The following is a 13,351-nucleotide window of genomic DNA, read 5'->3' on the forward strand; positions in this document are numbered from 1 at the left end:
TGTGCTAAATGAAGAGCAAAATCCTCAAAAATTAGAAGAATTAGAGCAAAAAGGGAGCGAAAACAAGGCTGAAAAAGAAACCCCTTTAAAGGGCATTCACTCTAAAATCCCTTCTTTCAAGCAGGCTTTAGAACAAACCCTTAATAAAATCAAAAACTCTAAAAACTTTTTCAAACAACTTTTACACAATAAAAAAAGGCTTTATATCACGCTTGGAGTGTTAGTTTTACTCATTGCACTCATTGCGGCTTTGAGCTTGTTGATAGGGCATAAAAAAGAAAGCCAACCAACTTCTTTACAAGCTAATACCCCTAACGCTGCTAGCGAAACGCCTAATAAGACCAACACCACCACAGAAGCCGAGGGGCAAATAGAGAATTTGGATTTACCTGATTTAATCGGTAAAGACTCCCTCAAAAGAAGCGATGAAAATCAAGTAGATGCGATGATACAAAAAGCGAGTATTTTGTATGAGCAAGGGCAAAAAGATGAGGCCTTACATTTGTTTGATAAAATCGCTTCTTTTTCGCAAGGGATTGCGAGCCACAATTTAGGGGTGATTAAATTTAAAGAAAAGGATTTTAATGGGGCATTGGATTTGTTTGATTCTAGTATCGCCTCTAAAGAAAATGCGAGCGTGAGCGCAATTGATGCGTTAGTGAGCGCTTACTATTTACAAGATGCGGATTTGTATTATCATTATTTAAAAATTGCGAGAGACACTTTGTATAAAGATTATAAAAAGTCTTTTTATTCCTACGCTTACGCGCTCAAATCCTATTACGCTGAAGAGTATTTTGAAGCGCTATCGCCTTTAATGCACCCTAATTCCAACGCCTTTTTAAAACCTAATGCTCGCTTAGCTTCTAAATTGTTTTTGATGTTTAAAGATGAAGCTAACGCCTATAAACAATTGCAAAAAAGTGCAGATATTCAAGATGAGCTTTCTTTAGGGCTTTTACAAGCTCGTTTGGGCAATTACAAGCAGGCTTTGCAGCATTTGCAACATTATTTGCACAACTACCCTAAAGATTTAAACGCTTTAATGGCTTTGGAGTTAGTGGGCTTGAAAATGGGCGATACCCTTAAAGCGAGCGAAGCCTTAAAACTAGCCAGCCACACAAAAGAAGATAGCGTCTTAGCCAACTCTTTTTACCCTATCAAACCTACCATCAACCCTGTTTTTTTAGACAAAGAAAAAGCTAAAGAGCGTTTTTGGAACACACAATATTTTGAAGGCAAGAGGGATTTTATCTACCGTTTGTTATTTTATTACGCCCCTTTTAAGGTTTTAGACTCTAAAGAAACCTTAGGCGTGATTGAAGAGGGGCTGTTTCTTTTGGATTCTGACACGCAAAAGGATTTAGAGGGGGCAAGCCTTGCTTTTAAAAGGGGGCGTTTGATGGCGATAGCGGATAAAAACGCGCTCAAAGGGTTGAAAGAATTAGAAAAGAAACGCCTGAAAAAAGCCCTTGGTTTTTTCAATTTGTCTTTAAAAAATAGCCCCAATAACGCGCTTCTTCATTATAATGCGGGCTTGATTTATGCACAATTAGAGGATTATTATAAGGCTTATTTCCATTTTTTAAGGGCTTTTCATTTGAATTCTGCGGATTATTTGAGCGCGATTTTTGCCATTTTAGCCTCGCATTTCACCCATGAAGACACCACGGAGTTTTTAAGAGAAATTACTGAGAGTTTTTACAGTCAGGATTTTTCTAGCCCCACGCAAAAAGCTTTATTATCTTCACTCATCGCTTATTTGAATTACCGCACGAATTGGGATATGGACTGGCTTAAAAACGCCCCTAAAAAACTCCCTTTTTATTACGCGCTAGAAGCGGTTTTCGCTAAAGAGAGCAAGGATAAAAAATTGATGGTCCAATCTTTTGGGAATTTAAAAAAAATGCTCCCTAACGATCTCATCTCTAATATCTTTTATGAAATTGTCTCGTATTATGATGCGAGCATTCGGCACACTTTAAGCATTTACACCCTTTTAGATTCGCATAAAATCAGCTGGGATCAAACCATGCTAGGGCCAATTTTAGGGCGTAATTTCTACGCTTACATGGGATTTATGGTCAATGATTTAGACAAACAAGAAAAATTACTAGAGCAAAAAATCGCCAGTTTAGAAGAGAGCGAAGCCCCTAATGATTGGCTAGACAATTTAGCGCTAGTGAGTTTGTTTCAAGGCAAGTATGAAAAAGCGAGCGCGTTGTATCAAAATCTCATTGATGGTCTTAAAGATAATGAAGCGCGTTTAAAAATTTTGGCTAGTTTGGCTTATATCGCGCAAAATAATTACGATAGCGCGGCTTTATGGCTAGAGCTTGGGAAATTAGATGAGCCTAATAATGAGAATATCCGTTACGCTTTAGGGTTGTTGTATCAAAGAAAAGGGGATCTCAAATCAGCGTTAAACCATTTTCTAGCCATTAAAACCTCTGATTTTTTTTCGCCTTATTTTGATTTTGAAATTGATACCAACCTTTTAAAAGAGCGTTTGAACCAAGAAAAAAAAGGCGAGTTTTTAGAATAATGGATTTTGCAAAAAGTATTTTAGACAATTTAAACGAAGTGCAAAAAATCGCCGCATGCCACATTCAAGGGCCTTTGTTGATTTTAGCGGGAGCTGGGAGCGGTAAGACTAAGACTTTAACGAGCCGTTTAGCGTATTTGATTGGGGCTTGTGGCGTGCCTAGCGAGAACACTTTAACGCTCACTTTCACCAATAAAGCGAGTAAAGAAATGCAAGAAAGGGCTTTGAAATTATTGAAAAACCAAGCGTTTATCCCCCCCTTGCTTTGCACTTTCCATCGTTTTGGTTTGTTGTTTTTAAGACAACACATGAGCCTTTTAAAAAGGGCGTGCGATTTTTCGGTGCTAGATAGCGATGAGGTTAAAACGCTTTGCAAACAGCTCAAAATTTCAGGTTTTAGAGCCAATATTTCTCAAATCAAAAACGGCATGATTGATTTAAATACACAAGACACAGAATGCTATAAAGCGTATGATCTTTATCAAAATGCCTTAAAAAAAGACAATTTAGTGGATTTTGACGATTTGCTTTTTTTAAGCCTTAAGATTTTACAAGATAATGAAAAGCTCGCCAAAGAGACTAGTGAGCGCTACCATTATATTATGGTAGATGAGTATCAAGACACAAACGCCTTGCAGCTAGAGTTTTTAAAAATATTGAGTTTTACGCATAATAATTTGTGCGTGGTGGGCGATGATGATCAAAGCATTTATGGTTTTAGGGGGGCGGATATTTCTAATATTTTAAATTTTTCCAAGCATTTTAAGGGGGCTAAAGTGGTGAAATTAGAGACCAACTACCGCTCCAGCGCTGAAATTTTAAAGTGTGCTAACGCGCTCATTAGCCACAACCAAAACCGCCACAAAAAAACGCTCCAGAGTTTTAAAGGCTCGCGTAAAAGCGTCATTTGTAAAGAGTATTTGACGCAAAAAGAAGAGAGCCTGGATGTGGCTTATCAAATCAAAGCCCTTTTAAATAAGGGTGAAAATTTAGAAAATATCGCTATTTTGTATCGCTTAAACGGGCTTAGCCGCAACATTGAAGAGAGCTTGAACGCTTTGAATATCCCTTATAGGCTTATCGGAGCGGTGAGTTTCTATGAAAGAGCGGAGATTAAAGACGCTTTGGCGTTCATGCATGCAGTGGCTCAAAAAGACGATCGTTTTTTTATCAAACGCGTTTTAAACAAGCCCCCAAGAGGCCTTGGCAAGATCACTCAAGAATTGATTTTTTCTCTTTTAGATGAGAGAGACTCAAATTTAGAAGAAGCGCTAAAACTTGGGGCGTTTAAAGACAAATTGAACCCTAAAAACGAATACGCTTTAAAGAAATTCACCGCCATGATAGGGCGATTAAGGGAGGCTTTTGAATTTTCTGTAGAGAAGTTTTGCGAGCGTTTTTTAGAAGAGACTAATCTGTTAAAAAGCTATGAAAAAGAAGACAATTACGAAGAAAGAGAGGGCTTTGTCAAAGAGCTTTTAAGCTTAGTGAAAGAGCATTTTAAAACTAACCCCACGCATTCTTTGTTAGACTTTTTAAATGAAAGCGTGCTGGATGTCCATAACACAGAAAACGCGCATAAAGTGAGTTGCATGAGCGTGCATATGAGTAAGGGCTTGGAATTTAAGCATGTGTTTGTGATTGGGTTAGAAGAAGGGTTTTTCCCGCATAGGGGGTTTAATCAAGAAAGCGATTTGGAAGAAGAAAGGCGCTTGGCTTACGTGGCGATCACTAGGGCTAAAGAAGAATTGCAACTCTCTTATGTCAAAGAGCGTTCGTATTTTGGGAAAAAAATCACCTGTTTACCCTCTTCGTTTTTAGAAGAAGCCCAGTTGCTCCAACAAAATAAACCCCCTAAACAAGATCACAAAAAAAACACGCCCATTAAAGTGGGGGATTTGATCAAGCATAAGATTTTTGGCACCGGAAGGGTTTTGGGCGTAGAAAAAGGCTTGAGCGGTTTGTGTTTTAAAATCAATTGCGGAGGGAATGTCTATGACAAAATTTCAGAAAAATTTGTAGAAAAAGTGGATAGCGGATTTTGAAAATTTTCATTCTTTTTTTCATGGTTTTAAACGCGCTATTGGCTATGGATACTAATACGCTTAAAACAGAGATTAAAGCAATTTATCTTAAAAAATACAAAGACTTAAAACTGGAAATTGAAAATATCCATTTAGAAATCCCAGAGCGTTTTTCTAATTCTTTCATTATAAGCTATGAATTAAACCCCTCCAACAAGCTTAAAAAAGATGGGGTCGTGTTTTTAAGATTGGAAAATGAGCCTAATTTACGCCTACCGGTGCGTTATAGCGTGATAGGGAGCATGCAAGCTTTTAAAAGCACCAACACGATTAAAAAAGATGAAAACATCACCGCTAACAACACTAAAAAAGAGCGCATTGCTTTTGGCACGCTTTCTAACCCTTTATTAGAGAGCGCGATTGATAAAGTGAGCGCGAAAGTCTTCATCGCTGCTGATACGCTTTTAAACACGGACAAAACCCAAGATTTAATCATTGTGCGTAAAAATGACATCATCACCGGAGTGTATGAAGAAGGGCGTATCAGCATAGAAATAAGCCTAAAAGCCCTAGAAAATGGCTCGCTCAATCAAATCATTCAAGCGAAAAATTTAGAAAGCAATAAAATCTTAAAAGCAAAAGTGTTAAGCAGCTCTAAAGTTCAAATCTTATAAAGGATCATCATGAAATTAGTTTTAGGCATCAGCGGGGCGAGTGGAATCCCCCTAGCCTTGCGGTTTTTGGAAAAATTACCCCAAGAAATTGAAGCGTTTGTCGTGGCGTCTAAAAACGCGCACATCGTGGCTTTAGAAGAAACCAACATCAACCTTAAAAACGCCATGAAAGACTTGCGGCCTAGCGCTATTTTTTTTAACGAGCAAGATATCCATGCCAGCATTGCATCAGGGAGCTATGGTATCCATAAAATGGCGATCATTCCAACGAGCATGGACATGGTCGCTAAAATCGCGCATGGCTTTGGGGGGGATTTGATCTCCAGGTGTGCCTCTGTCATGCTTAAAGAAAAGCGCCCCTTGCTCATTGCCCCTAGAGAAATGCCTTTAAGCGATATTATGTTAGAAAATTTGCTCAAACTCGCGCGCTCTAATGCGATCATTTCACCGCCCATGATGGCTTATTACACCCAAAGCAAGACTTTAGAAGCGATGCAAGATTTTTTAGTGGGGAAGTGGTTTGATAGCTTAGGGATAGACAATGACTTATACCCGCGATGGGGGGTTGGCTGATGCAAAAAATAGGCATTTACCCCGGCACTTTTGATCCTGTTACTAATGGGCATATAGACATCATCCATCGCTCTAGCGAATTGTTTGAAAAACTCATTGTCGCTGTGGCGCACTCAAGCGCTAAAAACCCTATGTTTAGTTTAAAAGAGCGCTTAGAAATGATACAGCTTGCCACTAAAAGTTTTAAAAATGTAGAATGCATCGCATTTGAAGGGCTATTAGCCAACTTGGCTAAAGAGTATCATTGTAGGGTGTTAGTCAGGGGTTTAAGGGTGGTGAGCGATTTTGAATACGAATTGCAAATGGGCTATGCGAACAAATCCTTAAACCACGAATTAGAAACCTTGTATTTCATGCCCACTTTACAAAATGCGTTTATTAGCTCTTCTATTGTGCGATCCATTATCGCTCATAAGGGCGATGCGAGCCATTTAGTGCCTAAAGAAATTTACCCTTTTATTTCAAAGGTTTAAAATGTATGTGGTGTTAGAAGGCATTGATGGCGTGGGCAAAAGCACTCAAATAGAATTGTTAAAAAGCGCGTTTCAAAACGCCCTTTTTACCAAAGAGCCAGGGGGGACAAAAATAGGCGAAACTTTAAGGCATATAGCTTTACATGAAAACCTCAGCGAGTTAGCCAGAGCGTTTTTATTCTTAAGCGATAGGGCTGAGCATATAGAAAGCGTTATCAAACCGGCTTTAAAAGAAAAAAAACTCATCATTAGCGATAGGAGTTTGATCTCTGGCATGGCTTATAGCGCATTTTCAAGCTTGGAATTAAACCTGCTTGCCACTCAAAGCATCTTACCCGCAAAAATCATTCTTTTATGGATAGACAAAGAGGGCTTAAAAGAGCGCTTAAGCCTTAAAAGCTTGGACAAAATAGAAAACCAAGGCGTAGAAAAATTACTCCATATCCAGCAAAAGTTCAAAACGCATGCTTATGCTTTAAAAGAACAATTTGGGTGCGAGGTTTTGGAATTAAACGCTAAAGAAAACGCCAAAAATTTGCATGAGCGAATCAGCGCCTTTATCCAATGCGTTGTTTAACTTGTTTAAGGCTCTCTTTCAAGCCCCTTTGCCAGAATTGCTTGAACGATTTGCCCTTAAGCTTAAAAGTAAGGGTTTTAGAGGGCGTGAGCGTGTATAGTTTTTACGCTTATAGCGAAATAGAAGAATTGATTAAAAGCAAATACGCGCTGATTGGCTCTCGCGTTTTGCCCTTGCTTTCTCAAAAAGTGGGCGCAAAGTTTGTGAAAATCTTACAAGAAAAAGGCTTGAACGCCCCCCTTTATGGCATCGCTATTGATGATAAGATCAAATCCTTTTACTCGCATTCCGCCGCGCTTTTAAAAGGCTTTTGTCAAGGCAATTTAAAGCCCGCTTACGGGAATTTAAGGGCGACTAATTCTGTTTCGTATGCCGGGAAAAGCCTAGAATTTCGCGCCAATAACCCTAGGAATTTCACTTTCAAAGGCGATGGATTTTTAGATTATTTCTTGTTGGATGATATTATCACCACCGGCACCACCCTAAAAGAAGCCTTAAAATATCTTAAAACTCTCAATATTAAAGCGCATTTTGCGATCGCGCTTTGCAGCGCGGATGAATGAGTTATAATTCTATTTTCTAAAAGGATGAAAACATGCCAGCTTTTAAGCTAGAAGATGATGTTAATGACTATGTTAAAAAAGAATTGACAAATTTAGGGTTGATAAAAAATAAGGATTTTAACGTTGAAGGGAAAATGAGCGATAGCCTTAAAAACGCCCTTTTGAATGCGAGTAAAACCAAAAACAAAGATTCTTTTGGAAGACCGGATTTTAGCTTAGAAAAATACACGCACCCTAAAAATAAAGGGAGTGTTATCCCTATAATCATAGAAAACAAGCTCTACGCTAAACATTTAAAAAAGCTCAAAAACGACACGCTGCAAAACGATGATAATTCCATTTCAAAATTCGCCGTGAATGGGGCTTTGCACTACGCTCAAAACATCTTAAGAGACAAAGAAAAATATAAAGAATGTATCGCTATAGGCATCGCTGGCGATGATGAAGAAAACCTTTTTATAGAAGTGTATTATGTTTTTGCAAGCGGAATTAATTCGCACAAACTCACCCATACTAAAAACTTGCATTTTTTAGAAAATCAAGAATCGTTTAACGCTTTTTATAAAGAATGCACGCTCACTGAATAAGAAAAACATTTAATCTTAATCAAAACTAAAGCCGATCTAAACGAAACCGCTAAAAAACTCAACCGCCTTATGCATAACCACAACATCACCGCGCCTCAGCGCGTGCTATACGTGAGCGGCATGCTTTTATCCATGCAAGAAATTAAGGGCAAAAAAGAGGGCTTAAAACCAAGCGATTTAAAAGGCGAAGTGACCGACACTAGCCGTGATGGCGTTTTAGTGTTTAACCAAATCAGCGAATTCTTGAAAACCAAAAACTTGAACGAAGAAAAACGAGACTTAATGCTTGCCAGTTTTAAAGAAATCAGTAAAGACCCGCAGCGCGATAAAATAGCGAGCCTTGATAAAGCCATCAGCATGCATTTAGAAAAAGATGCAAGCATCACTAAGCAAATTTTTACCTTTCTTTATGAATTTGTCCATAAGCCCATTAATGAAAGCGACAATACCGGCCATTTAGACATCATGGGCGAACTGTATAGCGAATTTTTAAAATACGCTTTAGGGGATGGTAAAGAATTGGGCATTGTGTTAACCCCACCTTATGTCACTAAAATGATGAGCGAACTTCTAGGGGTTAATGCAAAGTCTTTTGTGATGGACTTGGCCGCAGGGAGTGCGGGCTTTTTAATTTCTTCTATGGTGCTAATGATTGAAGACATTGAAAAAACCTATGGCAAAAACACCACTAAAGCGAACGAAAAAATAAAAGCCATGAAAACCACGCAACTTTTAGGCGTAGAGCTTAACGCTGAAATGTTTTCTCTAGCCACCACTAACATGATTTTAAGAGGCGATGGCTCAAGTTTGATCATCAAAGGCAACACTTTTGAAACCAAGAAAAAGATTTATGAGGATTTTAAACCCAATATCCTTTTATTAAACCCTCCTTTCAGCCATGAAGAAAACGGCATGCCCTTTATTAAATTCGGATTAGAGCATATGCAAAAAGGCGGTTTAGGGGCGATTATCATCCAAGATAGTGCAGGGAGTGGGCAAGCGTTAAAATCCAATGTGGAAATTTTAAAAAAACACACGCTTTTAGCGAGCATTAAAATGCCCACCGATTTATTCATGCCGCAAGCTGGGGTGCAAACAAGCGTCTATATTTTTAAAGCCCATGAACCGCATGATTATGAAAAGCCCGTTAAATTCATAGACTTTAGAAACGATGGCTTCAAACGCACCAAAAGAGGCTTGAATGAAATCTCTAACCCCACTAAACGCTACGAAGAAATCATTAAAATTTATAAAGCCGGCTTAAACGCTAAAGTCTCTAAAGAACTATGGGGCGATTTAGAAACGATCTATATTGAAGATTTTATCGCTAAGCCGCACGAAAACAAGCATGCTAAAGACTTTAATTTTGAAGCCCACCAAAAGAATGAGACCAAACCCGCGCTAGAGGATTTTAAAAGAACGATAGCCGATTACCTTTCTTATGAAGTGGGCTTGATTTTAAAAAACCAAACGCCCCCAAAGTGACAGGCCCCTTAGCAGCCAACTCAACGCTGTTAAGTGGGGCGAGTTCAGATTAGGGGATTTGTTTGAAGCGAGTAATGGCGATTTTGACATCCAAAAACGCCACATTAATCATAGGGGCGAATTTGTCATTACCGCAGGGCTTAGCAATAATGGCGTTTTGGGGCAAAGCGATATAAAAGCAAAAGTTTTTGAAAGCCATACCATTACTATAGACATGTTTGGTTGTGCGTTTTATCGCAGTTTTCCTTACAAAATGGTAACACACGCTAGGGTATTTTCTCTCAAACCTAAATTTGAGATTAGCCATAAAATCGGTTTGTTTTTATCCACGCTATTTTTTGGTTACCCTAAAAAATTCGGCTATGAAAACATGTGTTCATGGGCAAAAATTAAAAATGATAAAGTCATTCTACCCCTAAAACCCACCGCTAACACTAAAACCCTCGATAGTATTGATTTCAACTTCATGGAAAATTTTATAGCCGAACTTGAGCAGTGTCGGCTCGCCGAACTTGAGCAGTGTCGGCTCGCCGAACTTGAGGCTTACTTAAAAGCCACAGGGCTAAAAAACACCACCCTTTCTGGCGAATAACAAAACGCCCTTAAAGCCTTTCACGAAAACGCCTTGAAATGGCAAAGCTTCAAACTGGGGGATTTGTTTGAAGTGTTGTCAAGTAAGAAAATTTATCATGCTAACACGATAAAAATTCATGACACGCAAATAGAAAACAGCTATCCTTATGTCGTGCGCGCTGCAACCAACAATGGTATAAAAGGCTTTATTATGGATGACCCTATATTTACCAATGACAAAAATACCCTTTCATTCGCACAAGATACTTTCACGGTGTTTTATCAAAAACAACCTTATTTTACAGGCAATAAGGTTAAAGTTTTAAAACCAAAATTTGCTTTCAAAAGCCCTAAAATTTTACATTTTATAAGCGCGATTTTACAATTTATTTTAAAACCCTTGACTTGGGGGCTAGGCTCTACAACAGAAAGTATTGCAGAGTTTAAATTTTCACTACCCCTAAAACCCACCGCTAACACTAAAACCCTCGATAGTATTGATTTCCATTTCATGCATACCCTCATCAACGCCCTAACGAAACAAACCGTTCAAGGCGTGGTTGCATACAGCGGCGCTCAAAAAGAAGCCGCAAAAGCCATCATCAACCAAGAAACACCCGTTCAAAAAGACTCGTTGTTTTGAAACCAAAACAAAGGGCTTAAAACGCCGCATTTTCTCTTTTAAACGCTTTTAAAATCAAAAGAGCTTCTTTTTCTTTGCTATAATCAGCCTAAAAAACCAACTTTTTTAACACAACAAAGGACTGTTATGCAAGAGATTTTTTTATGCTCCATTTCCAACGTGCGCAGTGGGGATTGCAAAGAAGATTGCGCTTATTGCACGCAAAGCTCGCACCATCAAGGAGCGATCAAGCGCTATAAATTTAAAGATGAAAAAGTGGTTTTGCAAGAGGCTAGGGCGTTAAGGGAGCTAGGGGCTTTAGGGTTTTGCTTGGTTACTTCAGGGCGCGAATTAGACGATGAAAAATGCGAATATATCGCTAAATTAGCCAAAGCCATCAATCAAGAAGAATTGGGCTTGCATTTAATCGCATGCTGTGGGCGCGCGGATTTAGACCAACTAGAGTTTTTAAGAGACGCAGGCATTCATAGCTATAACCATAATTTAGAGACTTCGCAAAATTTCTTCCCTAAAATTTGCTCCACGCACACATGGGAAGAAAGGTTTATCACATGCGAAAACGCTTTAAGGGCGGGCTTGGGGCTGTGCAGCGGGGGGATTTTTGGGCTTAATGAGAGCTGGGAAGACAGGATTGAAATGCTTAGGGCGTTAGCTTCACTCTCCCCGCACACCACGCCGATTAACTTTTTCATTAAAAACCCGGTTTTACCCATTGATGCAGAAACTTTAAGCGCGGATGAAGCCCTAGAATGCGTGCTTTTAGCCAAAGAATTTTTGCCTAACGCTAGGCTTATGGCAGCTGGGGGGCGTGAAGTGGTGTTTAAAGATAACGATAAAAAGGAAGCCAAGCTTTTTGAATACGGCATCAACGCAGTGGTGTTAGGGGACTATTTAACCACCAAAGGCAAAGCCCCTAAAAAAGATATAGAAAGACTGCTCTCTTATGGCTTGAAAATGGCGGCAAGCTGTCATTAATGAGAGAACTTTTTAAAAGCATCAGAGGGTTTTTGTGCCTTCTTAAAATGATTTTCCCCCAGCGCTTGAAAAACGCCTTTTGGGGGTTAAGCGAGTTGTTTTACTACGCTTCAAGCTTGAGTTTTTACACGATTTTGTCCTTATCGCCCATTTTGTTGTTTGTGTTCAGTCTTTTTGTGTCTGATTACATGCAAGCGCACAGCGGTGAAGTGGAAGCCTTGATTTTCCCTAACGCCCCCAAACTCATTGGTGCGATCAAGGATTTTTTGGAAAACTTTAAAAAAACCAATACGGCATTAGGCACTCTTGAAGCGGTGTCTATTGTGGTGGCGTTGGTGTTGTTTTGTGAAAATTACCGATCCATTGCATCCAAGATTTTTGATGCAAAGCCTAGGGATTATGCGCGTTGCAGAGGTAAAGAAATCTTTTTGTTTTGGGGGTTTGGCACGACTTTAGTGTTTTTATTCGCTTTGCCTTTGGTGGTGTTTTTTGACATTAAGATCCGAGTGTTTTTTGAAGATAAAAATTCAAGTTTGTTGCATGTTTTAAGATGGATGGGCACTTATGCGTTTTTTTTAATCCTTTTTACCATTCCCACTAATAAGGTGTTTAAGCATTATTTTTGGGTGTTTTTGTGGGTGTTTTTCACGAGCGTTTCTTGGCATGTGCTGAAATGGGCTTTCACTTATTATGTGTTGTATAACCGCACTTACCATGAGCTTTATGGGAGCGTTTCTATTTTATGGTTTTTGATGAGCTGGGTGTATGTGAGCTGGCTTGTGATTTTGATTGGCATGCATGGGTGCAAGGTGTGCGACGCATGCGATCCTAAAGAAGCGTTTAAGAAATTTTTAGGCTTTTTTAAAAAAAGAAGCTTGATATGAAAAAGTTTTCTTTGGATCTATTCTAAAAATTTAAAACTTATAGCTGTATGCCGCATAAAATAAGGGCGAAGTCTCAAAGCGTTGGGAATCAGAAAGCAATCTTGCAGTGGGTAGGATTTTAAACCCCACTTCAAGGCGGTGTCTTAAAAAAAGCGTGAGCATAACCCCTCCATCAATCACCAAGCCGCCCGAATACACTGCATGCCTGAAAAATTTAAAATCCTGCCTGTCTGCATAAACAACTAAAGCCCCCCCAGCCCCTCCAAACGCCCCCAAATAATGCTTATAACTCCCCAAAGGGAATTCCATAATAATATCCAAACCCACCGCAAGCATGGTGAAAAAAGAGTTGGTGGGGTCTTTATGGCGTTGGTAATTCACCCTCCCTGCCCCAAGATCCCATGCAAAAACCCCTCTAATGCCGATATATTTCCTAAAAAAACTCTGCACGCCGGTTTTTAAGTTGAAGGTCACGATCCAGTTTTTCACTTCCTTGCCTTGGTAATCTTTAATGGCTTCTAGGGCGCCAAAACCTCCTAAAAAATACCAACCGCTTTTCTGGCGCGTGAGTTTTTGGCGGTTAATGATGCTTCTGTAAAGCTTTTCATGGGCTTCTTTGTATTGGGCTTTAGAGGGGTTTTTGATGGGCGTTGCATCAAGGCTTATAGCTATCAATTCCGCTATCAAGAAACCATAAACGGATTTTTTAAAACTTTTGAGAATGGTTATTCCTTTATTAAGGTTGTTTAATTGTTTAACTTATCATTGTGCTAAA

General features: G+C 39.2%; 10 protein-coding genes and 2 pseudogenes. 11 read left to right on the forward strand and 1 reads right to left on the reverse strand.

Annotated features, from left to right (window positions below; genetic code table 11):
• Position 1 precedes the first annotated feature (1 nt).
• The 11 genes and pseudogenes from DYI00_RS06845 to DYI00_RS06900 all read left to right on the forward strand — a co-directional run bounded on the left by DYI00_RS06845 (position 2) and on the right by DYI00_RS06900 (position 12,576).
• On the forward strand, positions 2–2,545 hold the full coding sequence (locus tag DYI00_RS06845; protein WP_104709262.1) for a tetratricopeptide repeat protein: 2,544 nt from the start codon (positions 2–4) through the stop codon (positions 2,543–2,545).
• A complete protein-coding gene (gene uvrD, locus DYI00_RS06850; RefSeq protein WP_172460806.1) occupies positions 2,545–4,590 on the forward strand; it encodes a DNA helicase UvrD in 2,046 nt (681 codons plus the stop codon). Before DYI00_RS06845 ends, uvrD begins: the two co-directional genes overlap by 1 nt.
• Positions 4,587–5,243: a flagellar basal body P-ring formation chaperone FlgA gene (gene flgA / locus DYI00_RS06855; protein WP_104709263.1), complete on the forward strand. Its 657-nt coding sequence runs from the start codon at positions 4,587–4,589 to the stop codon at positions 5,241–5,243. Before uvrD ends, flgA begins: the two co-directional genes overlap by 4 nt.
• A gap of 9 nt (positions 5,244–5,252) precedes the next feature.
• Complete coding sequence (locus DYI00_RS06860) at positions 5,253–5,816, forward strand: UbiX family flavin prenyltransferase (protein ID WP_011578514.1); 564 nt, start codon at positions 5,253–5,255, stop codon at positions 5,814–5,816.
• Positions 5,816–6,289: a pantetheine-phosphate adenylyltransferase gene (gene coaD / locus DYI00_RS06865; protein WP_011578513.1), complete on the forward strand. Its 474-nt coding sequence runs from the start codon at positions 5,816–5,818 to the stop codon at positions 6,287–6,289. Before DYI00_RS06860 ends, coaD begins: the two co-directional genes overlap by 1 nt.
• A gap of 1 nt (position 6,290) precedes the next feature.
• A complete protein-coding gene (tmk, locus tag DYI00_RS06870; protein WP_011578512.1) occupies positions 6,291–6,866 on the forward strand; it encodes a dTMP kinase in 576 nt (191 codons plus the stop codon).
• Entirely contained in the window at positions 6,854–7,429 is a 576-nt protein-coding gene (locus DYI00_RS06875; protein ID WP_011578511.1) for a ComF family protein, read from the forward strand. The genes tmk and DYI00_RS06875 overlap by 13 nt, the downstream gene beginning before the upstream one ends.
• 32 nt (positions 7,430–7,461) lie before the next feature.
• Positions 7,462–9,501: pseudogene (locus tag DYI00_RS06880) on the forward strand (HsdM family class I SAM-dependent methyltransferase).
• A 58-nt stretch (positions 9,502–9,559) separates the two neighbouring features.
• Positions 9,560–10,717, forward strand: a pseudogene (locus DYI00_RS08595) (restriction endonuclease subunit S).
• A 126-nt stretch (positions 10,718–10,843) separates the two neighbouring features.
• Positions 10,844–11,692: a biotin synthase gene (locus DYI00_RS06895; protein WP_011578508.1), complete on the forward strand. Its 849-nt coding sequence runs from the start codon at positions 10,844–10,846 to the stop codon at positions 11,690–11,692.
• Positions 11,692–12,576 (forward strand): YihY family inner membrane protein, encoded by an 885-nt coding sequence (locus DYI00_RS06900; protein ID WP_041600244.1) that lies wholly within the window; start codon positions 11,692–11,694, stop codon positions 12,574–12,576. Before DYI00_RS06895 ends, DYI00_RS06900 begins: the two co-directional genes overlap by 1 nt.
• A 30-nt stretch (positions 12,577–12,606) precedes the next feature.
• Here the strand turns inward: DYI00_RS06900 and DYI00_RS06905 are convergent, their stop codons facing one another.
• Positions 12,607–13,263, reverse strand: coding sequence for an outer membrane beta-barrel protein (locus DYI00_RS06905; RefSeq protein ID WP_011578506.1), 657 nt, complete (start codon positions 13,261–13,263; stop codon positions 12,607–12,609).
• Between the last annotated feature and the right edge of the window lie 88 nt (positions 13,264–13,351).

Origin of the sequence: Helicobacter acinonychis (assembly GCF_900461455.1) — a bacterium.
GTDB lineage: Bacteria > Campylobacterota > Campylobacteria > Campylobacterales > Helicobacteraceae > Helicobacter > Helicobacter acinonychis.